The following is a 25,527-nucleotide window of genomic DNA, read 5'->3' as shown; positions in this document are numbered from 1 at the left end:
AGCCGGGTGCCGAGCGGGCCGGACTGCCTCAGACTGTGCACGTGCGCACCGTCGGGATCGAGGAGGAGCTCTTCCTCGTGGAGGCCGGCAGCGGGCGTGCGCTCGGTGCGGCCGGGCAGGTCCTCGCGCAGGCGCGGGCGGCGGGCACGGATCGGCTCCCCGGCGAGGGGCCCGGCGGCGAGATGGTCCACGAGATGTCCGAGCAGCAGGTCGAGGCCGACACTCGCCCGCACGCCAGCATGACCCGGCTGGAGACGGAGCTGCGCGCCTGGCGGGCGGCGACGGCGGAGGCGGCCCGGGCGGTCGGCGCCGCGGTGGCCGCGCTCGGGACCTATCCCGCCGCGGTGCAGCCCCAGATCGTCCCCTCGCCCCGCTACACGGCGATGGTCGAGCGGTTCGGCATCGTGGGTCGCCAGCACCTCAGCTCCGGCTGCCACGTGCACGTCGCGGTCACGGACGCCGAGGAGGCCGTGGCGGTGCTCGACCGGGTCCGCGTGTGGCTGCCGGTCCTGCTCGCGCTCACCGCCAACTCCCCGTTCTGGCAGGGCGAGGACACGGGGTACGCGAGCTACCGCCACCTCGTCATGCACCGCTGGCCCTCGACCGGCCCCATCGAGACCCAGGGCTCGGCCGCCGCCTACGAGGCGCTCATCGCCCAGATGGTCGCGACCGGCGTGCTGCTCGACCGCGGGATGATCTACTTCGACGCCCGCGCCTCGCACCGCTTCCCCACCGTGGAGATCCGCATCGCCGACGTGTGCCTGCACGCCGCCGACGGCGCGCTCGTGGCCACGCTGTGCCGGGCGCTGGTGGAGACCGCGGCCCAGCAGTGGGCGGCCGGGGAGCCGGCGCCGCCGATACCCGGCGTGGTCCTGCGCCTCGCCGCCTGGCAGGCGGCGCGGGAGGGGCTCGACGGCGTGCTCCTCGACCCCGTGACAGCGGCGCCGCGGCCCGCACCGGAGGTCGTGGCCGACCTCGTCGAGCACGTCCGGCCGGCGCTGCGCGGCCTGGGCGACGAGGACCTGGTCGACGAGCGGGTGGCCACCGTCCTGCGGCGCGGCACGGGCGCCCGGCGTCAGCGCGAGGTCCTCCGGCGCACCGGGAGCCTGACCGCCGTCGTCGACGACGCCGTCCAGGTCACCGCGGGCGCCGACTGAGCGGATCGCGCCGGGAGCCGCGCGCCGGGCTTCAGGCCGCGACGACCCGCGCGCGCCGCCACGTCAGCGCCGCACCGTCGCGGTGCAGCCGCAGCTCGTCGCCGTCGAGGGTGACCTGGTGCTCGGCGCCCAGGCGCTCCACCAGCGCGGCGGCGGGCAGGTCGAAGGTGAGGGTGCCGGCGGCCTCGTCCAGCCGGACCGGTCCCACGGAGGCCAGCGGCGCGGCGTCGCCGCCGGCGAGCTGGACGGCGGCGTACCCGTCCGGGGTGAGCAGCAGCAGCCCCTCGGCGTCGTCGTCCGGTCCCACCAGGGTCCAGGCCCCGACGAGCTGGTCGCCCAGGCTCAGTGGGAGCCGGTCGCTGCGATCGCGCACCGGGGTGTTCACTTCGGACATGTCCGTCCCCCTCCATGGACAAGCGGTGCGGCCGCACCCGGAGGCCGGGCGCGCCGCGCGAAGGCCCAGACGGTAGCCCGGGCCCCGGGCATCTTCGCACCTCAGAGGCTCGGCCGCCGTGCCGTCCCGCTGCGCGGCGGGTCTAGACCCACCCGCGTCGCCCGCTCGTCGTCCGATTCTTCGGCCGTTCGCGGCACATGACCGGCCCCCACCGGCAAGATGACCAGTGCCGCCGACGACGGCGCGCAGCGCCGCGCGCCGTCGCCACGCAGCGGCGCCAGCCGGAGGACCGGGACCAGGGAGCCGCGGTGGACGAGGAGTGGTTCGAGCGTCTGTTCCGCGCGCACGCCCCGCGCGTGCACCGCTACCTCCTGCGCCGTGCGCCGGCGGACGCGGAGGACCTGGCCGCCGAGGTCATGGCCATCGCCTGGCGACGCCGCGCGGACGTGCCGGCCGGCGCGGAACTGCCCTGGCTGTACCGCACGGCGGGACACGTCCTGGCCAACCACCGCCGCCGGCGGCGCGCCACTCCCAGCGGGCAGACCCCGCCAGAGGCGCACGACGTCGACCCCGCCGAGCTGGTCATCGCGGACCAGGCCGTGCGCGCCGCCCTCGCCGCGCTCTCACCACGAGACCGCCGGATCCTGCTGCTGCACGCGTGGGAGGGACTGACCGGGGAGGACCTTGCGGCCGTGCTCGGCATCAGCCGCGGCGGCGCCGACGCCGCCCTGTCCCGGGCACGGGCCCGGCTGGCGGCCGCCTGGGACGCCTGAGGAAGCCGGTCCGGGCCGCGTACGGGCCGTCGGTGCAAGATGCGCGGGTCCCGAGACATATGCGGGGTGAGACGGTCCGGGACGACCGGACGCGCGACCCCGCAGGAGGCAGACGTGACCCACCGTGAGGACAAGGCCGACGACGCCCTCGCAAGAATCGGCGCGGCCGACCCGGCCGCGACCGCCCTGACGGACCTGCCCCGCCTGCGCGAGGCGGTCGACGCCCGACTCGCCGGCGACCTCCCGGCGTCCGGCACTCTCGGCGCCGTCGTCCCCCTGGCCGCCGCCCACAAGCGGCGTGCCGGATGGGTCCGGGTGGCCGCCGCCGTGGCCGGCGCGGCCGTGGTGGGCGCCGGCGGCTTCCTGCTCGGGCGGTCGGAACCCGCGGCGCCGCCGATCGGACTGCCGGTCCCGGCGATCGGCTCGTCGTCGGCTGGGCCCGCACAGGAGCGCGGCGTCGCAACGGACGCCACGATGCTCTGGCCGTCGGCCACCGGCCGCACGGTGTTCCGGGCCGAGGGCCTGCCGACCGCGGCCGAGAGCGCGGCAGCCTGGGCCTTCGACGCCCCGGCGGTGCTCTCCGCCGACCGGGTGGGAGCGGTCGCGGCCGCGCTCGGAGTGACCGGCGACCCGCAGCAGCGCGACGGCGTGTGGCAGGTCGGGCCCGCGGACGGCACGGGCGCCTCGCTCAGCGTCTTCCCCGACGGGCAGGCCGGGCTGAGCTACCACGACCCCGCGGCGGACCCGTACCTATGCTCCGGGACGGCGGAACCCGCCATGCCCGTCCCCGAAGCGGAGCCCGCCGCGGCCGCCCCCGGCGGGGCGGAACCTGCGCCGGCGGACGGCGCGGGCTCCTCCAGCTCCTCTGGCTCCTCTGGGACGGCGGGCGCCTGCTCGACGGAGACGGGACCCGGCCCCGACGCCGAGGCCGCCACCGGCCGGGTGCGGGACCTCCTCGCCGCGATCGGCCTGGACCCCGCGGGCTTCGAGTACGAGGTGCCGGGAGCCACCGAGCCGGTCACGACCGTGCTGGCGCACCAGGTCGTTGCCGGTCAGCGCACCGGGGTCCAGTGGTACGTGGGTCTCAGCGGGGCCGGGGTGGTGTCGGCCTCGGGGCCGCTCGCGCCCCTCGTGGACCTCGGCGACTACCCCGTGGTCGCCCCGGCGGCGGCGGTGGAGCGCCTCATGGACCCGCGCTTCGGGCCCCTCGGCGGCGTCTCGATGCTGGCGGCCGGCGGGTCGGTGGAGCCGCGACCCGCCCCGGACACCGCGGTTGCCACCTCCCCCGGCCGGCCCCCCGCGCCCGCCCGGCGCGGCGCGCCGGTTGCCTGGCCGGTGCGCGAGGTGACCGTGACCGGGGCGCGCCTCGGGCTCACCGCCTACACCGACCCGGATGGCACCGCCCTGCTCGTGCCGGCCTACGAGCTGACGTCCGACGACGGGACCTGGTCCGTGCTGGCGGTGGCCGAGGAGGCGCTGGACCTGGCGTCCTGATCGTCCGCCAGTAGGAGCACGGTGGTGAGCAGCCGGCGGGTGCGCCCGTCGCCCGGGCGGTTCTCCTGCAGCGGGCGGACCGCGTCGCGGACGGCGACGAAGGTCATGACAACAGCCAGCCCGATGGAGGCCCCCGATGCGCGAGACCACCCTGACCTTCCCCTCCGGCGCCCTGACGCTCGCCGCCACCCTGGCGGTGCCCGAGGGCGCCGGCCCGTGGCCCGCCGCGCTCCTCGTCAGCGGCAGCGGCCCGATCGACCGGGACGGCAACCACAAGAGCCTGCGCCTGGACATCCAGCGCCAGCTCGCCGTCGCGCTGGCCGAGGCCGGCGTCGCCACCCTCCGCTACGACAAGCGCGGGGCGGGAGCGAGCCAGGGGGACTTCCTCCGCGCCGGGTTCTGGGACAACGTCGACGACGCGGGCGCGGCCCTGGCCGCGCTGCGCGGCCAGGGCGGTGTCGATGCCGACCGCGTCCTCGTCGTCGGGCACAGCGAGGGTGCGCTGGTGGCCACCGCGCTCGCCGGCCGCGGCACGCCGCTCGCCGCGCTCGTGCTGCTCTCCCCCACCGCCCGCCCGGGCGAGGAGACCCTCCGGTGGCAGGCGCGCGCCGTCGAACCGAGCCTGCCGACCCTGGTCCGCGGCGTGCTGCGGCTCCTGCGCATCGACTTCGCCGCCCAGGTGAGCAAGAACCACCGCAAGATCAAGGCCACGCGCACCGACGTCGCGCGGATCGGCGGCCGCCGGCTCAACGCCCGCTGGCACCGCGAGTTCCTCGCCTACGACCCGCGCACGGACCTGGGCACCATCACCGCCCCGGTGCTGGCCCTCACCGGTGACCACGACGTGCAGGTCCCGCCCGAGGACCTTCAGACCCTCGCCGGCCTCGTCCCGGGCGACGTCGAGACCGTCCTCGTGCCGGACCTCAACCACATCCTCCGGCACCAGGCCGGAACCCCGACGCTGAAGACCTACAGGACGGACGTACGTCATCCGGTGGACCCGCGGGTGACGGAGCTGGTGGCGTCCTGGGTCGCTCGCCGGGTGGTCTCGACCGCCTGAGACGGCATCGGCCCGACGACGTCCCGATGCGCGCCGCCGGGCCGCTCCCTAGCCTGGGAGCGACCCGCATGCATTCAAGGAGGACAGCATGGTGGGCCGCCGGGGTGGACAGCGCCCGGCACCGCCCGGGGCCCGCCGCTCGCACACCGGCGGGCGCGGCCTGCCCCGCCGAGGTCGGTCACCCCCGGAGGCCCCGATGTCCACCAACCCGACGCTCGCCGGCCAGCCCAAGCGCACCAGCGTCCAGACCGCCGCCCTGGTCCTCGGCATCGTCTTCCTCGTCGTCGGCGTCCTGGGCTTCGTTCCCGGGATCACCAGCCACTACACCCTCATCGCCGTCGCGGGGCACCGGTCCTCGGCGATGCTGCTCGGGATCTTCCAGGTCTCGATCCTGCACAACATCGTCCACCTGCTGTTCGGGATCGCCGGCATCGTGCTGTCGCGCTCGGTCGCCGCCGCGCGCGGCTACCTCGTCTGGGGCGGTGTCATCTACCTGGCGCTGTGGCTCTACGGGCTCATCATCGACCAGGCGTCGCCGGTCAACTTCGTGCCGGTCAACACCGCCGACAACTGGCTGCACTTCCTCCTCGGCGTCGTGATGATCGTCCTCGGCGTGGCGCTCACCCGGCGCAAGGCGGCCCCGACCGCCGCGGGCTACGTGCCCTGAGGCGGGCCGTCGTGGCCCGCGGCGCCGCCCTCGGCCGCGTCGGGGGCCGGGCCGGCGTCGTCGCCCTCGTGGAACCAGCCGTGCGACTCGCGCAGGCTGCGCGAGCGCGCCTCGTCGGCCTGGCGCCGGCGCGCCGAGCGCTCGATGGCCCGGGCGTCGCGCACCACCACGCGCACACCCCGGTCGGCGTGGATGCCGGACCGGAGCTGACGGGCGCGCTCGATCTCGGCGTCGAGCTCGGCGCCGAGCAGCAGGGACATGTTGATGATCCACAGCCAGACGAAGAAGACGACGACGCCGGCCAGCGCCCGGCCGTACGTGAGGTCCAGGCGCCCGAAGGCCTCGATGTAGACGTTGAACGCGTAGGACGCGGCCGCCCCGAGGCCGAGGGCGAGCACCGCCCCCGGGGAGATCCACCGGAACCGGGGGTGGCGCACGTTCGGGGTGGCGAAGTAGAGCAGTGCCACGACGAGGATCGCCGCGGCGAGCAGGGCCGGCCACCGGGCGACCTCCCAGACGACGAGGGTGGCCTCCTGCAGGCCGAGCACCTGCCCGACGGCGCGGGCCACGGGCCCGGAGACGAAGAGGAGGACCGCGACCAGCGCGGCGAAGGCCACGAGGATGACGGTGGTGACCAGGTGCCACAGCGTCAGCTTCCACAGCGGCCGCCCTTCGGCGACCCCGTAGATCTGGTTCATCGCCCGCCCGAAGGACCCCACGTAGCCCGAGGCCATCCACAGCGCGGTGGCGAGGCCGATGACGAGCGACCAGCCCGCCCCCGGGTGGCGCAGGACGGCGAGCACCGGCTCGCTCACGGTGGCGAGCGCCTGGTCGTCGGGCACGAGGATGCGCAGGACGTCGAGGATCGCCTCGGTGCTCGCGCCCTGGCCGAGGACGGCGAGCACCGAGGCGAGGGCCACGGCAAGTGGCGGGAGGGAGACGACGCCGAAGTAGGTCAGGCCCGCCGCGCGGTCCCAGCAGTCGTGCGAGAAGAAGTCGCGCACCGCCTTGCCGAGCATCAAGCGGCGCGAGGGGCGCCGGCCGGGCACGACGGGCTCCACCCGGCGCAGCGGCGGGCCCGGGTACCCGAGGTCCTGCGGCATCTCGCCCTCCTCCTCAGGTGGCGGCGCGACCGGGACGCGCCGACGCCGCCGACGAGGCTCAGACAAGCACGCCCGACGGGACGCCGCGCGCCGGGCCGGGCCGCGGAGGGGGCCCGATAGCCTGGGTCCATGAGGTGGAAGCCCTGGTCGCGGCGCCCCGTCCGCCCCGAGGTGGTCGGCCTCGTGCTCAGCGGCGGCGGGGCCCGGTCGGACTTCCAGATCGGGGCGCTGCGCTACCTCTACGACCGGGCCGGCATCACCCCGCAGGTCATCACGGGCACGTCGGCCGGCGCGATCCTCGGCGCCGTGCTGGCACAGTCCGCCGAGCACGAGGGCCAGCGCCGGGCCCTGGACCATCTCGAGCGCATCTGGCGCGCCATGCGCGCGGACGCCGACATGTTCACCGAGCAGGAGTGGTACCGCCGGCTGCGGGAGCGCGGCCCCGAATGGGTCAAGGCCTTCTCCCGGCAGCAGCGGCGGCAGGGCTCCCTCGGGCGCACCTTCTCGCGGGTGGCGAGCCACGCCACCCACTACGCCGGGCCACCCTTCCGCCGCGGCGCCGCGGCCGCCGGCAAGCTCCCCCGGGCGGGGGCCGACGGCGCGGAGCCCACCTCGCACGACGGGGCCCTGCCCTCGGCCCTGACCCCGGACAGTGCGCCGAGCCCGTCGGCGTCGAGCCCGGCCGCGGCGACGGCGCCCGAGGGCACGCGCGCCGCGGGCGCCCCTCGGGAGGCGGTGGAGGCCGAGCGGCCGACGGCGGGGAGCAGCTGGAACCCCATCAACGTCGTCGAGATCCTCACCGCCCTGCGGGAGGCGGGCCGGGCGCGCCCGGACCTGGAGGTCATCGTGCGCGGCGCGCGGCGCGAGCGGTCCATGTACCGGCCCGGGCCGATCGTCGCGCACCTGCTCGACCCCGAGGTGTTCCGTCCCGAGCGGGTGGCCACCTCGGGCGTGACGCTGCGGGTCGCCGTCGTCGCCCTGGAGTCCGGCGAGCTGCGCTACGTCACCGAGACCGGGCGGCTGGTGGGCCGGACCGACGCGCCCGTGCCCGGCGTGGCACCGCTGCCGCTGGTCGACGGGATCGTCGCCTCGTGCGCCATCCCCGCGGTCTTCCCGCCGGTGCGCCTGGGCGAGGAGCACTACGTCGACGGCGGGGTGCGCGAGTCGCTGCCGGCGGAGATCGCCCTCGAGCACCTCGGCGTGACCCGGTGCTTCGCCGTCGTCGCGTCCCCGCCGGGGGTGCCGCGCCAGGAGAGCTATGCCGAGAAGGACATGCTCTCGATCGTGCTGCGCAGCACCGCCGGCATCATGTCGGACGAGGCGCTGCGCGACGAGGTGGCCTACGCCCGGGCGGCCGGCTGCGTCGTCGTCGCGCCCGAGCTCGACGTCCACGACGCGTTGACCATCGACCCGGGCCTGGTGGCGATCGCGATCGACTACGGCTACCTGCGGGCGGCCGAGGTGTGCGAGGGCGCGACGGCGGAGGAGGCGCAGCTGGTGCGCGACATCGTCACGCTGCGCCGGCAGATCTGGCACCACGAGGCCGAGCTGCTCGCCCCGGCGGCGGGGGCGTCCGGCAACGGTGCGCTCCGCGGCGCCCCGGACGAGGATCGTGACCGACGCGGCGCCGGCCAGAACCGGCCGGACGCCGACCCTGGCACCGACGCGCCGGACCTCACCGAGCTCGTGGCCCTCAAGCACCGGCTGCGGGCGCTGGTCGACCAGGCGCCCGTGGGCTGGCTGCCGCCCGGTGCGCGCGACTGGTGGCGCACCTTCGAGGCCCACCCCTGGGAGCCGGCAATCGCCCCGACCTGGGCCCGCTGAGGACGGGTACCCGAGCTGGGCCCCGCGCCTCTGGGTACCGGTGACGCCGTCGGGGCCTTGCCCGGGCCGGGCACCACGCCGCACCCTCGTTGTCGAGGGTCCGCCCCACGGCGGGCCGCCTTCGGAGGTTTCGAGCGCCATGGCGACGCAGCACCGCGACAGCGCCCCCGACCCTGGGCGCGACCACCTCGACGACCTCCGCGCCCAGCTGCCGGCGCCGTACCGGCAGGCACCGGGCTCCCAGGTCGCCGGCCTCTGGGTGGCCTGGTCGGCGGCCCGTCACGGCCACGACGTCGCCTACCTCGAAGACGTCCTCGGCCTGCCCCCACCGGTCGCCGAGGGCCTCGTCGCTCACGCACGCCGGGCCCACCCCCGGTAAGCCGCTGTCGCGGACCCGATCGGCGCTGCGAGGAGGGATGGGGATGACCGGCACCACCGCGGCCCACCGTGAGCTGGGGAACACCGGATACGAGATCTTCGTCGGGGCGCTGTCGATCCTGTCGCTGGTCAACCTCGTGCTGGTGGTCCTGCTGCGGGATCCCGCCACCCAGACGGTCATCCAGGCGATCGACCTGCTCCTCAGCGTCGTCTTCCTGGCTGATTTCGTCGCCCGTCTGCGCCGAGCCCCCTCGCGCTCGGGTTACTTCCTGCGCCAGTTCGGCTGGGCGGACCTCCTCGCGAGCCTGCCGTTCCCGCAGGTCAAGATCCTGCGGGTGTTCCGGCTCGTCCGGGTGGTCCGGTTGCTGCGCCGCTACGGTGCCGCCAACATCGCCCGCAGCCTGGTCTCGGACCGGGCCGGCAGCGCCCTGTTCACCGTGCTGCTCATCGGCGTCCTCGTGCTGCAGTTCGGCAGCGTGGGCATGCTCCAGCTGGAGCGCACCGAGCCCGCCGCGAACATCACCACCGCCTCGGACGCGCTGTGGTACACGATCGTGACGATGTCGACCGTGGGCTACGGCGACACCTATCCGGTCGGCAACCCCGCCCGGGCGCTCGGCGTCGGCATCATCGTGGTCGGCGTCGGCATCTTCGGCACCCTGACCGGCTGGCTGGCGAACTTCTTCCTGACACCGCACCGGGGGCAGCCCACGTCCGAGGCGCCTCCGACGCTGCGCGAGGCGCAGCAGCGCATCGACCAGATGTCCCGGCTGATCGACCAGCAGCGGGCCACGCTCGCCGAGCTGCAGACGCTGCTGCGCAAGCGCGGCTGACCGCGCCGCCGGCGGAAGGCGGTCGCGCGCCGGCCTACCTGCGGGCCAGGAGCTCGGCCAGGGAGGTGGCGGGATGGCCCGTGAGTCGGGGGACGACGTCGGAGACGCCGGCCATCTCGCCCGCCGCGATGGCGGTGTAGGTGCTCACCCAGCCGTCCACCTCCCAGCCGGGGGCGCCGAAGCCGGCGCGGGAGGCGTAGGCCTCCTCCACCGTCTCGTCGTGGAAGCGGATCTCGCGGCCCAGGTGCGCGGAGAGGATGGCGGCGGCCTCGGCGAGCGTGAGCTCCTCGGGCCCGGTGAGGTCGTAGACCCGGCCGTCGTGACGGGCGGGGTCGAGCAGCACGGCCGCGGCGACGTCGGCGATGTCGTCCTGGGCGACGGCGGAGACCCGGCCACCGTCGGCCGGGCCCCGGATGACGTCGTCGTCGCCCACGAGCGCGGGCATGAAGTCCAGGTAGAGGTTGTCGCGCAGCGCCACGAACGCCAGGCCGCAGGCGCGCAGGTGCTGCTCGGTGGCCCAGTGCAGGCGGGCGTGGGTGAAGGTGGCGTCCGGCGCGGCGCCGTAGAAGGAGATGTAGACGACCCGCTCGACCCCGGCGGCGGCCGCGGCGTCGATGAAGGTCTCGTGCTGGCGCAGCCGGTCGGGCGACTCGCTCGCGGAGACCAGGAGCACGGTCGGCACCCCGCGCAGGGCCGCCTCGACGGCCAGGCCGTCGTCGTAGCCGGCGGTGGCCACCTCCGCGCCCGGCAGCTGCGGGGCCCGCTCGGGGTCGCGCACCACCAGCCGCTGGGGCACCCCGGCGGCGGCGAGCCGGCGGGCGACCCGCCCGCCGAGCCGGCCGGTCGCGCCGGTGACGGCGATCGCGGGACTGGGCATGGCGGGTCCTCTCGATCGTCCCGCGCCCAGGCCCTCAGGCGGCGGGGACGCCGTCGCGCTCGGGGTGCAGGTTCGGCTGGAACGGCTGTGCCTGGGACATGTCCCCTGCCTACCATCGCCCGTCGGGCCGCGCGCGGCGGGTCGGCGCGGGGCAGGCGCGAGCCGCGCGCGGCGGGCCCGCGCCGGCGCGACCGGGCGGAGTCACCTCTGCAGGATGCAGAACTCGTTGCCCTCGGGGTCGGCCAGGACGGTCCAGCGGGTGCCGTCGTCGTGGTCGGCGAGGCGGGCGGCCCCCAGGGCCACCAGGCGCTGGACCTCGGCCTCGCGGTCCTCGGCGTCGAGATCGAGGTGCATCCGGTTCTTGGCGGTCTTGGCCTCCGGCACCTTGATGAACAGGTAGGCGCCGTCGTCGACGACGGCGAAATCAGCCGTCCCGCCGTCGCGCACCGCCTTGCCGAGGGCGGCGGACCAGAACTGGGCGAGGCGCAGGGCGTCCTCGGCGTCGAACGTGACGGCGTGCGGCGTGAGGCTCATGCCCGCACGGTACGGGCGGGCCGGTCAGGCCGGAAGCGACCCGCCGAGCAGCGCGGCGTAGCGGTCGACGTCGACGTTGCCGCCGGTGACGATGACGCCGACGCGCCCGCCGGCCAGTTCGGGGGCCAGCCGTCGCAGCCCCGCCAGGGCCAGCGCCCCGGTGGGTTCGACGACGATCTTGAAGGTGGCGGCGAAGGTGCGCATGGCGTCGACGAGCTCGGCGTCGGTGGCCGTGAGGACCGCGGCGACCTCGCGGCGCAGGATGGGAAAGGTCAGCTCGCCCAGGTGCTGCGTCTGCGCCCCGTCGGCGATGGTGCGCGGCGGGTCGATGTGCACGATGCGACCCTCCTGCAGCGAGCGGCGGCCGTCGTCGCCGGCCGCCGGCTCCACCCCGTACACCCGGGCCCGCGGGCTCAGCGCCCGGGTGGCCAGCGCGGTGCCGGCGAGCAGGCCGCCGCCGCCCAGCGGCGCGACGACGGCGTCGAGCTCGCCGGCCTCCTCGAGCAGCTCCCGGGCGGCGGTGCCCTGGCCGGCGATGACGTCGAGGTGGTCGTAGGGCGGCACGAGGGTCAGGCCCCGCTCGGCGGCCAGCGCCCGGCCGATCGCCTCACGGTCCTCGGTGTAGCGGTCGTAGGTGACCACCTCGGCGCCGTAGCCGCGGGTGGCGGCCAGCTTGCTGCCCGGGGAGTCGAGCGGCATGACGATGGTGGCCGGGACGCCGAGCAGCTGGGCGGCGAGAGCGACCGCCTGGGCGTGGTTGCCCGAGGAGTAGGCCACCACCCCGGCCCGGCGCTGCTCGGGGGTGAAGCGGGACAGCGCGTTGAACGCGCCGCGGAACTTGAAGGCGCCGACCCGCTGGAAGTTCTCCGCCTTGACGAACACCCGGAGCCCGAGCTCGGCGTCCAGCCGGCGAGAGGTGAGCACCGGAGTGCGGTGGGCGTGGCCGCGCAGCCGGTCGGCGGCCGCGCTGACGTCGTCGTAGGTGGGCAGGTCGACCATGCGAGGAGTCAACCACCCACGACGGCGCAAAATACGTTGCGGCCCGGCGCGGCCACCTGCTGGGATGAGGTCATGTTCACCGACCACCTTGAGATCGTGTGCCGCGCCGGCAACGAGGTCGTCGGCAGCGCCGTCCGCGGGGCCACTCCCGCCGGCATCGCGGGCGCCGCCCGCATGACGACCGCCTGACGCATCCGGCGGGGGACGCCTCCGCCGACGTCCCGCCACGCGGCCTCCACCGCGCACCCCCCGATCACGCCCGCTCCCCCTGCGGGCCGCGACCGCGCGCGCACCGGCGTGCCCGCGCCCCACGCTCCAGCGACCGCCCGGCGCTGGGTCCCACCGGAGGAAGGACACCCATGGATCCCCGCACCGCACGCACCATCCGGCGCGGCGCGCCGGTGGCCAACACGCCCACCCCGTACCGCGCTCCCGTGACCAAGCAGCAGTACATGAGACGGAGAAGCAGATGAACTGGCTGGAACTGCACGACCTGCGGGCGCTCGACCTCATCCGCGAGGCCGAGGCGGCGCACCGCCGCCGCGGCGCCTCGCGTGAGCGACGCTCGACGGTCTACCTGCGGCGTCACCGCAACGCCGGCCTGTGAGCCGGACCGACAGGACCGCCGACCCCACGGGGTCGGCGGTCCTGTCGTTCTCCCGCGCGGCGCGGGGGGTAGATGGATGCCCGACGCCGCGCCCGCCGGGCCGTCGCGGCCGGAGCCCGGAAGGTCCTGTCAGAGGAAGACGGCTCAGAGGAAGACGGCGCCCGGGCCGCGAACGGCCGCCTCGTCGTCGGGGTTGCTCAGCGCGCACCGGTCCAGGCTGAGGCAGCCGCACCCGATACAGCCGTCGAGCTTGTCGCGCAGCCGCTCGAGCCGGGCGATCTGCGCGTCGAGGCGGGGCCGCCAGGTGGCGGAGAGCCGGGCCCAGTCCGCCCGCGCGGGGGCGCGTCCCCCGGGCAGCCCGGCCAGCGCCTCGGCGATCTCGTCGAGGGAGAGCCCGACCCGCTGGGCGGTTCGGACGAAGGCCACCCGGCGCAGCATCGCCCGGGGGTAGCGCCGCTGGTTGCCGGCGGTGCGCTCGGAGGAGATGAGGCCGCGCGACTCGTAGTAGCGCAGCGCCGACGGCGCGGCACCGGACCGCGCGGCAAGCTCACCGATGGTCAGCGTCGCGGCGGGGGGCACGGGCCCACCGTAGCGGGACGCCGCCACCCGGGGAGCGCACCGGCCACGACCGGACGCACCCGTCGCCGCGTGGCCTGGGCGCGCGACGCCCGGCTTGACCTCAAGTCGACTTGAACATGCATCGTCCTCTCAGGTGCTCCCACCGCGGCACGACACCTGACCTGGGAGAACGATGTGATGACCGACGACGCCGCCGGCCCGGCCGCGGCCCTGGCCGACAGTCGCGACGGCGAGCCCTCGACGCACCTGAGCCGCGCTCGGCACCGCACCGCCCGCTGCCCCGGCCGACCCGGCCGACCGGCCCCGACCTCGACTCACCAGATCGAAGGAGACCCGCATGGAGCACTGGCTCCAGCTGCACGAGTACCGCAACGCTGAACTCATCCGTGAGGCCCGGGACGCCGCCTGGGTCCGCCGCCTGGGCCGGCGCCCGGAGGGCACGCGGTTCCTGCCCCGCCCGCGCCACGGCAATCAAGGGCGGTGAAGGCGCCCGGCGAGGCCTGGCGACCGCCGTCTCACGCCAGGGCGAGGGCGTAGCGCTCCTGGCCCCGGCAGGGGTCGGAGGTCAGCTCCAGCACCTCGCCGGTGGGCTGGAAGCCGAGGCGCTCGTAGAGCCGGCGGGCGGGTTCGTTGCCCTCGGCGACGAAGAGCGTCAGCCGGGTCGCCCCCTCGGCCGCGGCCGCCCGGCGCACCACCCCCACCAGGGCCGCTGCCACCCCGGACCCGCGGGCCTCCGGCGCGACCCACATGCCGACGAGCTGACGCTCGTCCTCCCGTCCGGGCTCGGCGTAGAACGAGGCGATCCCCACGACCGCGCCGTCGCGGCGGGCGAGGAAGGTCCGGCCGGTCGCGACCCGCTCGCGCCAGAGGTCGTCATCGAACGCCAGCTCGCGCGCGAGGGTGGAACCGAACGCGGCCGGGTCGGCGGCCAGGGCCCGCAGGCGCACCTGCCTGACCGTCCGCCACTCGGCGACGGCGGCGGCGCTGACGGTCACGCCCATGACGTGATGGTGCCAGGACGCGGGGGCGAGCGGCGCCGGCTCGGGCGCTCAGGTGACGGGCGTCTGCTGGTGCAGCGCCAGGCGCGGGACGCCGTCGCGCAGGACGTAGGTGCTCGAGAGCACGGCCCGGTACGTCGTGCCCGACCGCACCCCCTCGAAGGTGTAGACGACGGCGGCCGCGGCGGCGCCCATGGGCACGAGGGCGGCGTCGGCGAAGTCGGCCCGCTCCCACGGCGGGCTGGCGTCCATGGCCCGCGCGCACGCCTCGACGTCGAGCACCATGCCGGGGACGACCACGAGGGCGTCCTCGGTGAGCAGCCGCCGGTAGGTGGCGCCGTCGCCGTGCGCGAGCTCGCGCTCGGAGGCCATCAGGGTCGCGAGGCTCAGCATGAGCAGCAAGGTAGGGGCGCGACGCCCGCGGCGCACGGTCAGAACGACGGCGACGTCGGCCCCGGGACACCGGCCGGGGAGCGCCCGCGCTCGCGGTGGGGCGATGATGGCGCCATGAGCATCGTCAAGATCAACGCCATCACCGTCCCGGCCGACAGCGGCGACGAGCTCGCCCGGCGCTTCGCGCACCGCGCCGGCGCGGTGGACGGCGTGGACGGCTTCGAGGGCTTCGAGCTGCTCCAGCCCACCGACGGGCGCACCACGTGGTTGGTGGTGACGCGATGGCGCGACGAGGAGGCCTACGACGCCTGGGTGCACTCGGAGAGCTTCGGCCACGGGCACCCGCACGGCGGCGGCGAGCACCCCCGGCCGGTCGGCCTCGCCGCGGAGCTGTGGAGCTTCGTCCCGGCCGGTGGCAGCCGCGGGGGCGCGGGCGCCTGAGGGCGACCTGCCGCACGGGCGGGTTCGGTCGAAGCGATCGGCCGGCGGGGTCAGGCGTCCGAGGATAGGCCCAGCTCGTTGTGGCCGAACTCCTCGAGGAAGCGCGGCCCGCGCTCGGCGAGCTCGGCGTCGAACCGGTCCCGCCAGGTCGCGAACGGTGCGCCGGCCAGGGCGTCGTTGGCGAAGCGGGGGTCGTCGGTGACCTCGGTGACACAGAAGTCGGGGATCGCCAGGTCGGTCACGGGCCCGCCGCGCTCGCACTCGGCGACGACGAGCGGGGCGTTGGCGCCGAGGAACTCGTCCAGCACCCACCCGTCGCTGCCCAGCCACACCGAGTGCCGGTACTTCACCACCCGCTGGCCGCCCAGTCGCACCATGTGGAGCCCGACCGTGGGGTCGAGCTCACGCTCCGCCTCGTAGCGGGTGCCCCCGACGTAGGGCCCCTTGGCGGTGAGCTCGCAGAAGCTCACCTTCCCGGCGAGCGCGGCGAGCAGCGCGTCGTCCGCCGCCGCGGCGGCGGCCGGGTCGAGCTCGCCGGCGGGTGCCGCCAGGCGGATCCGCAGCGCGTAGCCCTCGGCGGCGAGGAAGTAGCTCTGCACGATGAGGACCGGCTCGGGCTCGGTGCGCACCACCGCGGGGAGCTCGCGGACGAAGAACTTCCGCTCGAACTCGAAGTCGCCGCACCCGGTGTCGCTCATGGCACGAACGTACCCGCGGCGGACCCGTGCGCGGGCCGGGCGCGCGGGCCGCGGCCGGCCCTCAGGCCAGCGCCCTCAGGGCCGCGTCGAGCCCGGTGACCATGCGCTCGAAGGTGCGCCCGACGTCGCGGGCCATGCGAAACCCGCCACCGGCGTCGAGGGCGACGAAGCCGTGCAGGGCGCTGCGCACGATCCGCACGGCGTCGACCAGGTCGTCCCCCTCCAGGCCGTAGGCGGCCATCGCGCCGTCGATGACCTCGAGCAGGGCACCGCCGGCCGCGGCGAGCTCAGGCTCGTCCGGGCCGGCCGCCCGGATCACGGCCGGGTACCGGCCCGGGTGGGCGCGGGCGAACGTCAGGTACGCCCGCGCCAGCCCCGCCAGCCCCTCCCCGCGCTCGAGGGCGGGGACGAGGGCCGCGCGCAGCTCGTCGAGGGTGCGCACCGCGATCCGGGTGCGCAGGTCCTCGACGTTGCCGACGTGCTTGTACAGGGAGGGCAGCCGCACGCCGGCGCGCTGGGCCACGGCCGCGAGGGTGAGGCCCTCCCAGCCGACGTCGTCCGCCACCGCGCAGCCGAGCTCGACGACCCGCTCGGGGGTCAGGCCGGCCCTAGGCATCGGCGCGCAGTGCCAGGCGGGCCAGGAACGCGGTGACGGCGGGGCCGACCGCCGTCGGGTCGTCGGCGTGGGGATAGTGGCCCGAGGCGGGACGCACGAGCACCTCGGCGCCGAGCGTCTCGCCCAGCCACGCCGCCTCGGCCGCGGGGTCCTTGAAGTCCGGGTCCTTCCCGCCCATGACCACCAGGGCCGGCGCGCCGATCTCGCCCAGCCGGGCCGCGACGGGGGCGTGGGTCAACGTGGTGACGGTGGCCCGGAACGCCCGCCAGCGCGCGGGGTCGCGCAACGAGGCCCGGATCCGGGCGCGGTGGGTGGCGTGGTCGGCCGGGGGGCGCCCGGCGAAGAGCGACTGCTGGTAGGCGGGCCAGACGGCGGGTCCCCACGGCCGGGTGAGGGCCGCGCGCATGAGCCAGCCCAGGACCGGGGACATCGGGACGTCACGGGCGACCGGACCGAGCAGCACCAGGCCGGCGACGCGATCGGGCCGCTCGGCGGCCGCCCAGCACACCGCGGCGGCGCCCATGGAGTTGCCGACGAGCACCACCGGAGCGTCCGGCGAGAGCGCGTCGGCCAGCGCCAGCACGTCCTCGGCCGTGGGGATGTCGCCGTAGGCGTCGAAGCCGGCGTCGGAGTCGCCGTGGCCGCGCAGGTCGGTGGTGGCCACGCGATACCCCGCCGCCAGGAGCTGCGGGCCGAGGTAGCGGTACTCCTGGCGCAGGTCCCCCATGCCCGGGACGAGGACGACGAGCGGCCCCTCACCCTCGACGTCGTACGCGACGCGACCACCGGGCCGCTCGATCCACTGGGTCGCGCCCATTTTCTGCCTCCAGCTCTCATGGCTAACCCTATTAGCCGATTGGCTAATATTCTTAGCCTGCTTGCTCGCCCTGTCAAGCGCTTCACCCCGCACCGGGTGCCGGTGCCTCTCGGGAACGCCGGCAGGTGCACGTCGGGAACGCCGTCTCGGGCTCACCTCGGGAGCGCTCGTGAGCGCCCGGGATGCGCCTCGGGAGCGCAGCGAGATGGGCTGGCGCACCGGGACAACTCCGCGTCACCCGCACGGTCCGACCGGCCTCTCGGCACATTTCAGGCGGTCTCTCGGCACATTTTCAGGTTCCGGTCCTTGGATCACATCCCGTACCGCATCACCACCGCGGCGCGTCATCCGACCACCTGTCCAGCCGGCGCAGCGCCACCTCTCGGTCCCCGCCGACGACGTCATGACGCACGAGCAAGAGATCGAGGTGACGAGGATGCCCGCACACCACGAGGTGGGTGCCGCACCGGATGCCGCCGTCGCGGCGCCGGTCCGGAACACCGGCGCGCCGAGCAAGCCGAGGTTCCTGGGCGTCGACGTCACCCGCGGGATCGCCCTCGTGGCGATGCTGGCCGCGAACATCTACGACCCGCTGGGACCCGACGGCGGGCCGTCACTGGCCGGGATGACCGTGATCGGACGGTCGGCCACCCTGTTCGTGATGGTCGCGGGCATCAGCCTGGCCTTCATCACCGGCGGGCGGCACCCCGTGCAGGGCCGCGCCCGGCGCGCGGCCCGCGCGAACATCGCCGCCCGCGCCGTGCTGATCGGCGCCATCGGCCTGGCCCTTGGCTACGTCGCGACGATCTCGGTCATCCTGGCCTACTACGGGGCGTTCTTCCTCCTCGCCATCCCGCTGGTCGGGCTGCGCCCGCGGACGCTCGCGGGTATCGCCGGCGGACTGGTCGTGGTCAGCCCGCTGATCCTGCTGGCGTCCTACGCCCTGGGCTGGAGCCCCGCATTCGACCCGCTCACGCTCACCTCCCCCCTCACCGACCCGGTCGGCTTCGCCCAGCAGCTGCTCGTCACGGGCGACTTCCCGGCCGTGACCAACATGGCCTACATCTGCGCCGGCCTGGCCATCGGGCGGCTCAACCTGTCCTCCACGACGGTGGCCCGCCGTCTGCTCGTCGGCGGCCTGGCGACGGCGGTCGTCACCTGGTTCGTCTCGTGGCTGGTGCTCTACCCCCTGGGCGGTCTGCAGCACCTCCTCGCCGCGGGCGCGGGGGCGACGCCGGACCAGGTGGTCTGGGACTCGGAAACCGTGCCCTCGTGGTGGTGGCTCGGCCTCCTCGTCCATCACTCCGGCACACCGCTGGACATGCTGCACACCCTGGGCTGCGCGATCGCCGTCCTCGGCGCCGTCCTGCTGGTGACGAAGCTCCCCGCCGCCCGGCGCCTGCTGTGGCCGATCGGCGTGGCCGGGGCGATGACGCTGACCATCTACTCGGCCCACACCCCGTTGGCGGACTCCGACCTGATGGGCGACAACCTCCTCGCCCGGTACCTCGTCATCATGGCCGTGGCGCTGCCGTTCGCGGTCCTGTGGCACAAGTACCTCGGGCAGGGCCCGCTGGAGCGGTTCGTGGCGGCGGGGGCGAACCGGGCGCGGGCCGCGGTGCTGGCCGCTCCTGACCGGTCGGGCGTGGATCGGCGCGGCGGCCACCTCGCTCCTGTTCCCGCGGTTCCGCGCACCGAGTCCCGCCCCTCCGATCGCCGCATCGGGTCCGACCCCGCGGACCGGCCGGCGAGCGACCCCCCGGGTAGCACGGCCCGGTGACCGGCTGAGGCGTCGTAGGCGGCGGCCCACACCCTGCCCCGCGGCGCGCGGCGCGCGGCCGGCGAGCCGAACCTGTCGGACCGCGTCCCTTACGCTGGCGCCAGCCGAGCCGAGGGAGCGCCGATGGACGCCGACGTCATCGTGGTGGGGGCCGGACTGGCCGGGCTCGTCGCCACCGCCGAGCTGGCCGCGGCGGGCAGGCGCGTGCTCCTGCTGGACCAGGAGAACGCGGCCAACCTCGGCGGCCAGGCGTTCTGGTCCTTCGGCGGCCTCTTCCTCGTGGACTCCCCCGAGCAGCGCCGCATGGGCGTGCGCGACAGCCACGAGCTCGCCCGGCAGGACTGGGCGGGCACCGCCGGGTTCGACCGGGACCGGGAGGACCGCTGGCCGCGGGAGTGGGCGCGCGCGTATGTCGAGTTCGCGGCCGGAGAGAAGCGCGCCTGGCTGCACCGGCTCGGGGTGCGGTTCTTCCCGGTGGTCGGCTGGGCGGAGCGCGGCGGCTCCGGGGCGGCCGGGCCGGGCAACTCCGTCCCGCGCTTCCACGTCACCTGGGGCACCGGGCCGGGGCTGCTCGAGCCGTTCGTGCGCCAGGTGCGCGCCGCCGTCGACGCAGGCCTCGTCCAGGTGGCCTTCCGCCACCGGGTGGACGGCCTCACCATGACCGACGGCGTGGTCGACGGCGTGCAGGGCACCGTGCTCGAGCCCAGCTCCACCCCGCGCGGCGCGCCGTCCTCCCGCACCGCGGCGGGGCACTTCGAGCGGCACGCCGGCGCCGTCGTCGTCACCTCCGGCGGCATCGGCGGCAACCCCGGGCTGGTGCGCCGGTACTGGCCCGCCCGGCTCGGCACGCCGCCCGCGCACCTGCTCACCGGGGTCCCGGCGTACGTCGACGGACGCATGCTCGAGACCGCGGTGGCCGCCGGCGCCAGCGCCGTCAACCGCGACCGCATGTGGCACTACACCGAGGGCATCACCAACTACGCGCCCGTGTGGCCCGGCCACGGCATCCGGATCCTGCCGGGCCCGTCGTCGCTGTGGCTCGACGCCACCGGCCGGCGCCTCCCGGTGCCGCTCTTCCCCGGCTTCGACACCCTCGCGACCCTGGCGCACCTGCGGCGCACCGGGCACGACCACAGCTGGTTCGTCCTGACCCAGCGCATCATCGAGAAGGAGTTCGCCCTCTCGGGATCGGAGCAGAACCCGGACCTGACCGGCAAGGACCTGCGCCTGCTCGCGCAGCGGCTGCGCCCGGGCGCCCCCGGACCGGTCGAGGCGTTCAAGGAGCATGGGGCCGACTTCGTGGTCGCCGACACGCTCGCCGACCTGGTCGCCGGCATGAACGCCCTGACACCGGAGCCGCTGCTCGACCCGGCGCGGGTCGAGCGCGAAGTGGTGGCGCGGGACCGGGAGCTGGCCAACCCGTTCACCAAGGACCTACAGGTCGCGGCGCTGCGCCAGGCCCGCACCTACCGCGGGGACCGGCTCATCCGGGTGGCCGCGCCGCACCGGCTGCTCGACCCGGCGGCCGGACCGCTCATCGCGGTCAAGCTGCACGTGCTCACCCGCAAGACGCTCGGCGGGCTGGAGACCGACCTGGACGGGCGGGTGTTGCGCACCGACGGTGCGCCGCTCCCGGGGCTGCACGCCGCCGGGGAGGTGGCCGGCTTCGGCGGCGGGGGGATGCACGGCTACCGCGCCCTGGAGGGCACGTTCCTCGGCGGGTGCCTGTTCTCCGGACGCCAGGCCGGGCGAGCGGCGGCCGCGGCCGTCTGAGCGCGCCCCGCCAAGAGCTCCACCTCGTCCCTCGCCGCTCCGGTTGCGTGGCTCACCGCTGCGCCGCGGCCTCCCGGTACAGGCGCGCCGCGACGAGCGAGACCCAGGCGGCGAGCAGGACGACGTCAACGGCGAGCCGCACGCTGACCAGGGTGGGACCGCGCCACCAGGCGAGGACGGCCAGGGGCGCGGCGGTGGCCAGGCAGTAGCCGGCCCACCCGCGCGCGCCGGCACGGGAGAACCGGTGGGCGAGGACCACCGCGGCGGCGATGCCGGCGTTGAGGCCGACCGCCGTCGCCGCGGCGTGGGCGAGCCCGTGCCAGGTGGTCCCCGCCGCGGCGTCCTCGGGCGGGAAGCCCAGACCGCCGGGATCGGTGACGAACGCGCCGGCCCCGACGAGCCCGGCGCCCAGCGCGGCGAGCGCGACCGGCGCCGCCGCGGCGGCCGGGCCGGGCCGGAGGAGCCGGCGGACGCCGACGGCGTAGCCGCCTACCAGGACGCCGGCGACGACGAAGTTGGTCACCTGGACCCAGCCCGCCGCGCCCCGGCTGAGGAGGCTGAGGGGGTGGTGCAGGACGTCGAAGCCCTCCCGGGTCAGCATCTGGGTGGTCGTGACGGCGACGAACACCGGCCCGGCGGCCACGCCGGCCCCGAGCAGGCGCCGGGTGAGTCGGTCCGCCATGGGTCCACGATGCCCCGCGACGGCGCCCCGAGTATTGCGGACGTTATACAAGCGTTACCCTCGGCCGAGCAGGAACGCGCCGCGGCGGGACCGCGAGCCGGACGGAGCCGGGGCGCCGAGGGGAGCTCGGCGCCTCCATTGGTCCCGCACGAGACGAAGGAGCGGACACATGCGTGCACCGAGACTCCGCCGCCGCAGCTGGGCGGAGGGGGCGGCGGTCGTCGTCGGGCTCGGGATCGGGCTCGGCACCGCCGCGGGCCTCTCGGCCGTCGGCCTCGGCGCGGAGCCCGCGCGCGCCGAGGTCGCCGAGCCCGTGCCGGTGCCCGGTCCGACCGGCGTCCCCGCCGTCGTCCCGCAACGGCCCCCCGCGCCACCGTCGGTCGCCCCGGCGCCGGAGCCGTCCACCGAGCGGCCAGACCCATCTCCGGCCGAGCCTCACGAGCTCCCGGCCGCCTCCTCCGAGGCGACGTCCGACACAACGTCCGAGGCGACGTCTGAGGCGCCGGCTCCTTGGCCAGCGCCCGCGGCGCCCCACACCCCCGCCACGAGCGGCACAACGGCGCCCGCGCCCGTCCCCACTCCCGCCGGTGCTCACGAGGCCGCCGGCCCCACGACCGCCGCGGACCCCGGGGCACAGGACGGCACGCCGCAGAACCCCGGGTCTCAGGGCGCCCCGACCGAGGCCCCCACCGAGCGGACCGACGATCACCGGCGGCGCGCTCCCGGCACCCCGCTGCTCTGGTGGCTCGGCGGTTGACGACCCGTCGTCGTCAGCCCGGAGCGTCGCGCTGCAATCGGGGGGCTACCGGGCGAGCCGGCCGAGCAGCGCGGCGGCGGCCGCGATGGCCGCCACCGCGGCCGCCAGGAGCACCGCGAGGTCGAGCGCGAGGTGCGCGGGGGTGCCGATGAGGAGCCCGCGCAGGGCGTCGACCTCGTAGGAGAGCGGGTTGACCCGGCTGATCGCCTGGAGCCAGGCGGGCATGATCGCCAGGGGGTACAGCGCGTTGGAGGCGAAGAACAGCGGCATCGTGATGGCCTGCCCGATGCCCATGAGGCGGTCTCGGCGCAGCACCACGCCGGCGATCGTGATCGACAGGCAGGCGAAGAAGGCCGAGCCGAGCATGACCACGACGACCATGCCCAGCAGGTCGAGCGGGTTGCGCGACAGGGCCACCCCGAGGAGGGCCGCCAGCACGAGCACCACGACCGCCTGGGCGAGGGCACGCACCCCGGCGGCGAAGGCCTTGCCCGTGACCAGGGCGGCCCGCGGGGTGGGCGTGACGAGCAGCTTGGCCAGGACGCCGGCGTCGCGGTCCCAGATGATCTGGATGCCGTAGAAGATGGCGACGAACAGCGCGGACTGGGCGATGATGCCCGGGGCGAGGAAGTCGAGGTAGGGCACGTTCCCGGTCGGGATGGCGTGCAGGTGGGTGAACGTCTGGCCGAACACGAGCAACCAGAGTGCCGGCTGGACCGCCCGGGTGAACAGCTCGGTGCAGTCGTGGCCGAGCTTCTGCAGCTCGACGAGGCAGAAGGTCACGACCCGGGAGGGCAGGACCTGCCACCCCGACGGGTCCGACGTCGCCTCAGCCGCGACCGCTGGCGGCGCGGCGCGTGCTGCGGATCGCACGGAAGTCCTCCCCAGTCTCGGCGCCCAGGTGCGTCCCGGCCCAGCGCCGGAACACGTCCTCGAGCGTGGCGCCCTCCCCCTCCGCGGCGCGCAGCTCACCGGGCGTCCCGGTGGCGCGCAGCCGGCCCAGGTGCATGAGGGCGACGCGGTCGCAGTGCTGGTCGGCCTCCTCCATGTAGTGGGTGGTCACCAGGACGGTGGTGCCCTCGGTGGCGACGAGCCCGCCGATGTGGTCCCAGACCTCGTCACGGGCCACCGGGTCCAGCCCGATCGTCGGCTCGTCGAGCACGAGCAGGCGCGGGCGGTTGACCAGCGCCTGGGCCAGCTCCAGGCGGCGCACCATGCCGCCGGAGTAGGTGGCGGCGAGGCGGCCCGCGTGCGGGGCCAGTCCGACCTTGTCGAGCACCTCCGCCACGCGGCGGCGCCGCTCGCGGCGCGGGACGTCGTAGAGCCGCGCGAACAGCGCGACGTTCTCCAGGCCGGTGAGGGCGGGGTCGGCAGAGAGCTGCTGGGGGACGTATCCGAGCATGCGGCGCGCCCGGAGCGGGTCGCGGCGGACGTCGACGCCGAACACCCGCACGGCGCCCTGCTGCACGGGCAGGAGGGTGACGATGAGGCGGATCGCCGTCGTCTTGCCGGCGCCGTTGGGTCCCAGCAGGCCGAACACCTCCCCGGGGCGGACGGCGAGGCTGACGCCGTCGACGGCGCGATGCTCGCCGAAGCGGTAGGTGAGGTCGACGCACTCGACCGCCGTGACGCTCTCGGTCACCTGTTCACGGTACGTCCGGCGGCTGGGAGGAGCCAGGGCGCGCCGGGACGGGCGCCGGGACCGGCCCGAGGGTGCCCGCAGGGCCGGCCGGAGATGCACGAGGGCCCCGGCGCGCAACGCCGGGGCCCTCGGTGAGGCGGAGGTCAGTCCACCCTGATCAGATCAGAGCGGGCGGACGTTCTCGGCCTGCGGGCCCTTGGGGCCCTGCGTGATGTCGAACTCGACCTTCTGGTTCTCGTCGAGCGAGCGGTAGCCGCTCGAGTTGATGGCCGAGTAGTGCACGAACACGTCGGCGGAGTTGTCGTCGGGGGCGATGAAGCCGAACCCCTTCTCAGCGTTGAACCACTTCACGGTTCCGGTTGCCATGGTGTCTCCTTCAAAGAAGCTCAAACAGTGCCGCGGATTGGGCCCTGCTTGTCACGGTGTTCGTCGTCTGCTCCCTGAAGGAAGAGCAACCCAGCTGGATGCGGGGGCCGTACAAACTCTGAGTGCACTGTAACTGTGGCTAGGAGCCTACGGCATCACCCCCGGCCGCGCTAATGGTTTTCCCCACGTTCGGGCGGCCGGTCCCGGCCGGCGGGGACGGGGCCACGTCCGGCGCTCCTACCATGGTCGCCGTGCTGATCGTCTCGCCCCCGCCGCAGGACCCGGAGCTGGTCCGCCTGCTCGTGGCGGCGGTGGACGAGCTGAACGCCCGCTACCCCGAGGACCCCACGGCCCACGGGCTCGACCCGCGCGCCCGGTTCCTCCTCGCCGATGTCGAGGGCGAGGCGGCGGGTTGCGTCGCGCTCGTGCCCTACGCGCCCGGCGTCGGGGAGATCAAGCGGATGTTCGTCGCTCCCGGGCACCGCGGCCGCGGCATCGCCACCCAGCTGCTGGCCACCCTCGAGGACCGCGCCCGCGCCCAGGAGATCCGCACGCTGCTCCTGGAGACGGGCGTGCGGCAGCCGGAGTCGGTCGCGCTGTACGAGAAGCTCGGCTTCCGCGCCGTCGAGGCGTACGGGCCGCACGCGGGCAACCCCCTGAGCCTCTGCTACGCCAAGGCGCTCTGAGCCGGCCCCTCCCGCCCGTAGATGACGGCGAGATTGGCGAAGTCGGTGGCGTCCGGGATGGGGTTGGTGTGCTGGTCCGTGTGGGAGTTCATCACCGAGGCGGTGTCGAGACGGTGCACCAGCCCGAGGGCGTGGCCCATCTCGTGGACGACCGTCGCCAGGGCGCCCTGGTCGGTGTTCCGGTCCAGCAGGGCGGTGTAGAGGGTGATCTTGCCGCCGTGCCGGTACTTCTTCCCGTCCTTCCCCTTGAACTCGCCGTCGGTGGAGCGTCCGTCCGCCTTCTGCTCCACCACCCGGACGCAGTTGTCGCCCTCGGCGCACCGGTCGGCGGCGACGGCCGCGATGCACGGCGAGGCGGACCAGATGTCGGCCGCCCGGGTCACCATCTGCCGGTAGCGGTCCGAGAGCGCGTGCGTCTCGAAGACCACCCGGACCTTGGCGTCGCCCTCGCGTCGCCACGGCTTCTCCGGTGAGTCCTTGGGGTCCACGTCGGTCTGGGTCGCGGTCACGGGCGCCTCGCAGGCTGTCGGGGCCGTGTCGGTCCACGGTTGCTCGGACGGGGTCGTGGAGCAGCGGCACACGCACGCCGCACCGATCAG

At 75.5% G+C, this 25,527-nt stretch carries 30 protein-coding genes; 14 read left to right on the top strand and 16 right to left on the bottom strand.

Annotated features, from left to right (window positions below; all coding sequences use genetic code 11):
• The first annotated feature begins 41 nt into the window (after positions 1–41).
• On the top strand, positions 42–1,157 hold the full coding sequence (locus GD880_RS05005; RefSeq protein WP_264372268.1) for a carboxylate-amine ligase: 1,116 nt from the start codon (positions 42–44) through the stop codon (positions 1,155–1,157).
• 31 nt (positions 1,158–1,188) lie between these two features.
• Here the strand turns inward: GD880_RS05005 and GD880_RS05000 are convergent, their stop codons facing one another.
• Positions 1,189–1,551 (bottom strand): lipocalin-like domain-containing protein, encoded by a 363-nt coding sequence (locus tag GD880_RS05000; RefSeq protein WP_152230524.1) that lies wholly within the window; start codon positions 1,549–1,551, stop codon positions 1,189–1,191.
• A 308-nt stretch (positions 1,552–1,859) separates the two neighbouring features.
• On the opposite strand from GD880_RS05000, the gene GD880_RS04995 reads away from it, so the two are divergent.
• From GD880_RS04995 to GD880_RS04980, 4 genes are all read left to right on the top strand, one after another.
• Positions 1,860–2,324 carry an RNA polymerase sigma factor gene (locus GD880_RS04995; protein ID WP_226909390.1) on the top strand — a complete coding sequence of 155 codons (465 nt, stop codon included), beginning with the start codon at positions 1,860–1,862 and terminating at the stop codon, positions 2,322–2,324.
• A gap of 114 nt (positions 2,325–2,438) precedes the next feature.
• The gene (locus GD880_RS04990; protein ID WP_152230522.1) at positions 2,439–3,818 is read left to right on the top strand and encodes a hypothetical protein; all 1,380 of its coding nucleotides are present in this window, start codon (positions 2,439–2,441) and stop codon (positions 3,816–3,818) included.
• A gap of 136 nt (positions 3,819–3,954) precedes the next feature.
• Positions 3,955–4,878, top strand: a complete 924-nt coding sequence (locus GD880_RS04985) for an alpha/beta hydrolase family protein (RefSeq protein ID WP_152230521.1) — start codon at positions 3,955–3,957, stop codon at positions 4,876–4,878.
• Between the two features lie 196 nt (positions 4,879–5,074).
• Positions 5,075–5,545 carry a DUF4383 domain-containing protein gene (locus GD880_RS04980; protein ID WP_152230520.1) on the top strand — a complete coding sequence of 157 codons (471 nt, stop codon included), beginning with the start codon at positions 5,075–5,077 and terminating at the stop codon, positions 5,543–5,545.
• On the opposite strand, the gene GD880_RS04975 is transcribed toward GD880_RS04980, so the two are convergent.
• Positions 5,533–6,648 (bottom strand): YihY/virulence factor BrkB family protein, encoded by a 1,116-nt coding sequence (locus GD880_RS04975; protein ID WP_152230519.1) that lies wholly within the window; start codon positions 6,646–6,648, stop codon positions 5,533–5,535. The genes GD880_RS04980 and GD880_RS04975 overlap by 13 nt on opposite strands.
• Before the next feature lie 129 nt (positions 6,649–6,777).
• On the opposite strand from GD880_RS04975, the gene GD880_RS04970 reads away from it, so the two are divergent.
• The 3 genes from GD880_RS04970 (at position 6,778) to GD880_RS04960 (ending at position 9,683) form a co-directional block, all read left to right on the top strand.
• A complete protein-coding gene (locus tag GD880_RS04970; protein WP_152230518.1) occupies positions 6,778–8,472 on the top strand; it encodes a patatin-like phospholipase family protein in 1,695 nt (564 codons plus the stop codon).
• Between the two features lie 139 nt (positions 8,473–8,611).
• Positions 8,612–8,851, top strand: a complete 240-nt coding sequence (locus GD880_RS04965; protein WP_152230517.1) for a hypothetical protein — start codon at positions 8,612–8,614, stop codon at positions 8,849–8,851.
• Between the two features lie 43 nt (positions 8,852–8,894).
• Positions 8,895–9,683 (top strand): ion transporter, encoded by a 789-nt coding sequence (locus GD880_RS04960; RefSeq protein WP_152230516.1) that lies wholly within the window; start codon positions 8,895–8,897, stop codon positions 9,681–9,683.
• A gap of 34 nt (positions 9,684–9,717) precedes the next feature.
• Here the strand turns inward: GD880_RS04960 and GD880_RS04955 are convergent, their stop codons facing one another.
• The 3 genes from GD880_RS04955 to GD880_RS04945 form a co-directional block, all read right to left on the bottom strand.
• Positions 9,718–10,560, bottom strand: a complete 843-nt coding sequence (locus tag GD880_RS04955; RefSeq protein ID WP_152230515.1) for an SDR family oxidoreductase — start codon at positions 10,558–10,560, stop codon at positions 9,718–9,720.
• A 201-nt stretch (positions 10,561–10,761) separates the two neighbouring features.
• Positions 10,762–11,094, bottom strand: coding sequence for a VOC family protein (locus GD880_RS04950; RefSeq protein ID WP_152230514.1), 333 nt, complete (start codon positions 11,092–11,094; stop codon positions 10,762–10,764).
• A 24-nt stretch (positions 11,095–11,118) separates the two neighbouring features.
• Positions 11,119–12,093, bottom strand: coding sequence for a threo-3-hydroxy-L-aspartate ammonia-lyase (locus tag GD880_RS04945; RefSeq protein WP_152230513.1), 975 nt, complete (start codon positions 12,091–12,093; stop codon positions 11,119–11,121).
• A gap of 469 nt (positions 12,094–12,562) precedes the next feature.
• Between GD880_RS04945 and GD880_RS20235 the strand changes: the two genes are divergently transcribed.
• A complete protein-coding gene (locus tag GD880_RS20235; RefSeq protein WP_193314365.1) occupies positions 12,563–12,700 on the top strand; it encodes a hypothetical protein in 138 nt (45 codons plus the stop codon).
• A gap of 144 nt (positions 12,701–12,844) precedes the next feature.
• Here the strand turns inward: GD880_RS20235 and soxR are convergent, their stop codons facing one another.
• A complete protein-coding gene (gene soxR / locus GD880_RS04940; RefSeq protein ID WP_152230512.1) occupies positions 12,845–13,279 on the bottom strand; it encodes a redox-sensitive transcriptional activator SoxR in 435 nt (144 codons plus the stop codon).
• Positions 13,280–13,616: 337 nt separating this feature from the next.
• On the opposite strand from soxR, the gene GD880_RS20230 reads away from it, so the two are divergent.
• A complete protein-coding gene (locus tag GD880_RS20230) occupies positions 13,617–13,763 on the top strand; it encodes a hypothetical protein (protein WP_193314364.1) in 147 nt (48 codons plus the stop codon).
• Positions 13,764–13,794: 31 nt separating this feature from the next.
• On the opposite strand, the gene GD880_RS04935 is transcribed toward GD880_RS20230, so the two are convergent.
• Together GD880_RS04935 and GD880_RS04930 are read right to left on the bottom strand one after the other, a co-directional pair.
• Positions 13,795–14,280 (bottom strand): GNAT family N-acetyltransferase, encoded by a 486-nt coding sequence (locus GD880_RS04935; protein ID WP_152230511.1) that lies wholly within the window; start codon positions 14,278–14,280, stop codon positions 13,795–13,797.
• A gap of 48 nt (positions 14,281–14,328) precedes the next feature.
• Positions 14,329–14,670 carry a nuclear transport factor 2 family protein gene (locus GD880_RS04930; RefSeq protein WP_152230510.1) on the bottom strand — a complete coding sequence of 114 codons (342 nt, stop codon included), beginning with the start codon at positions 14,668–14,670 and terminating at the stop codon, positions 14,329–14,331.
• Between the two features lie 114 nt (positions 14,671–14,784).
• On the opposite strand from GD880_RS04930, the gene GD880_RS04925 reads away from it, so the two are divergent.
• A complete protein-coding gene (locus GD880_RS04925; RefSeq protein ID WP_152230509.1) occupies positions 14,785–15,111 on the top strand; it encodes an antibiotic biosynthesis monooxygenase family protein in 327 nt (108 codons plus the stop codon).
• 50 nt (positions 15,112–15,161) lie between these two features.
• Here the strand turns inward: GD880_RS04925 and GD880_RS04920 are convergent, their stop codons facing one another.
• The 3 genes from GD880_RS04920 to GD880_RS04910 all read right to left on the bottom strand — a co-directional run bounded on the left by GD880_RS04920 (position 15,162) and on the right by GD880_RS04910 (position 17,242).
• The gene (locus GD880_RS04920) at positions 15,162–15,809 is read right to left on the bottom strand and encodes a CYTH domain-containing protein (protein ID WP_152230508.1); all 648 of its coding nucleotides are present in this window, start codon (positions 15,807–15,809) and stop codon (positions 15,162–15,164) included.
• A 61-nt stretch (positions 15,810–15,870) separates the two neighbouring features.
• Entirely contained in the window at positions 15,871–16,425 is a 555-nt protein-coding gene (locus GD880_RS04915) for a TetR/AcrR family transcriptional regulator (RefSeq protein ID WP_152230507.1), read from the bottom strand.
• Positions 16,418–17,242: an alpha/beta fold hydrolase gene (locus GD880_RS04910; RefSeq protein WP_152230506.1), complete on the bottom strand. Its 825-nt coding sequence runs from the start codon at positions 17,240–17,242 to the stop codon at positions 16,418–16,420. The genes GD880_RS04915 and GD880_RS04910 overlap by 8 nt, the downstream gene beginning before the upstream one ends.
• 436 nt (positions 17,243–17,678) lie before the next feature.
• On the opposite strand from GD880_RS04910, the gene GD880_RS04905 reads away from it, so the two are divergent.
• Both GD880_RS04905 and GD880_RS04900 read left to right on the top strand, forming a co-directional pair.
• Positions 17,679–19,022, top strand: coding sequence for a heparan-alpha-glucosaminide N-acetyltransferase domain-containing protein (locus GD880_RS04905; protein WP_193314363.1), 1,344 nt, complete (start codon positions 17,679–17,681; stop codon positions 19,020–19,022).
• A gap of 123 nt (positions 19,023–19,145) precedes the next feature.
• Positions 19,146–20,795 (top strand): FAD-binding dehydrogenase, encoded by a 1,650-nt coding sequence (locus tag GD880_RS04900; RefSeq protein WP_152230504.1) that lies wholly within the window; start codon positions 19,146–19,148, stop codon positions 20,793–20,795.
• A gap of 52 nt (positions 20,796–20,847) precedes the next feature.
• On the opposite strand, the gene GD880_RS04895 is transcribed toward GD880_RS04900, so the two are convergent.
• The 4 genes from GD880_RS04895 to GD880_RS04880 all read right to left on the bottom strand — a co-directional run bounded on the left by GD880_RS04895 (position 20,848) and on the right by GD880_RS04880 (position 24,242).
• Complete coding sequence (locus tag GD880_RS04895) at positions 20,848–21,477, bottom strand: DUF998 domain-containing protein (protein ID WP_152230503.1); 630 nt, start codon at positions 21,475–21,477, stop codon at positions 20,848–20,850.
• Between the two features lie 802 nt (positions 21,478–22,279).
• Positions 22,280–23,107, bottom strand: coding sequence for an ABC transporter permease (locus GD880_RS04890; RefSeq protein ID WP_152230502.1), 828 nt, complete (start codon positions 23,105–23,107; stop codon positions 22,280–22,282).
• Positions 23,064–23,876: an ABC transporter ATP-binding protein gene (locus GD880_RS04885; protein WP_152230501.1), complete on the bottom strand. Its 813-nt coding sequence runs from the start codon at positions 23,874–23,876 to the stop codon at positions 23,064–23,066. The genes GD880_RS04890 and GD880_RS04885 overlap by 44 nt, the downstream gene beginning before the upstream one ends.
• 162 nt (positions 23,877–24,038) lie before the next feature.
• Positions 24,039–24,242 carry a cold-shock protein gene (locus GD880_RS04880; protein WP_152202843.1) on the bottom strand — a complete coding sequence of 68 codons (204 nt, stop codon included), beginning with the start codon at positions 24,240–24,242 and terminating at the stop codon, positions 24,039–24,041.
• Positions 24,243–24,493: 251 nt separating this feature from the next.
• On the opposite strand from GD880_RS04880, the gene GD880_RS04875 reads away from it, so the two are divergent.
• The gene (locus GD880_RS04875) at positions 24,494–24,928 is read left to right on the top strand and encodes a GNAT family N-acetyltransferase (RefSeq protein ID WP_193314362.1); all 435 of its coding nucleotides are present in this window, start codon (positions 24,494–24,496) and stop codon (positions 24,926–24,928) included.
• Here GD880_RS04875 and GD880_RS04870 read toward each other — a convergent pair.
• Positions 24,910–25,437: a matrixin family metalloprotease gene (locus GD880_RS04870; protein ID WP_152230499.1), complete on the bottom strand. Its 528-nt coding sequence runs from the start codon at positions 25,435–25,437 to the stop codon at positions 24,910–24,912. The genes GD880_RS04875 and GD880_RS04870 overlap by 19 nt on opposite strands.
• Positions 25,438–25,527: the final 90 nt, after the last annotated feature.

The organism is Georgenia ruanii (genome assembly GCF_009193175.1).
Taxonomy (GTDB): domain Bacteria; phylum Actinomycetota; class Actinomycetes; order Actinomycetales; family Actinomycetaceae; genus Georgenia; species Georgenia ruanii.
This window is presented reverse-complemented; position numbering and strand designations above follow the sequence as displayed.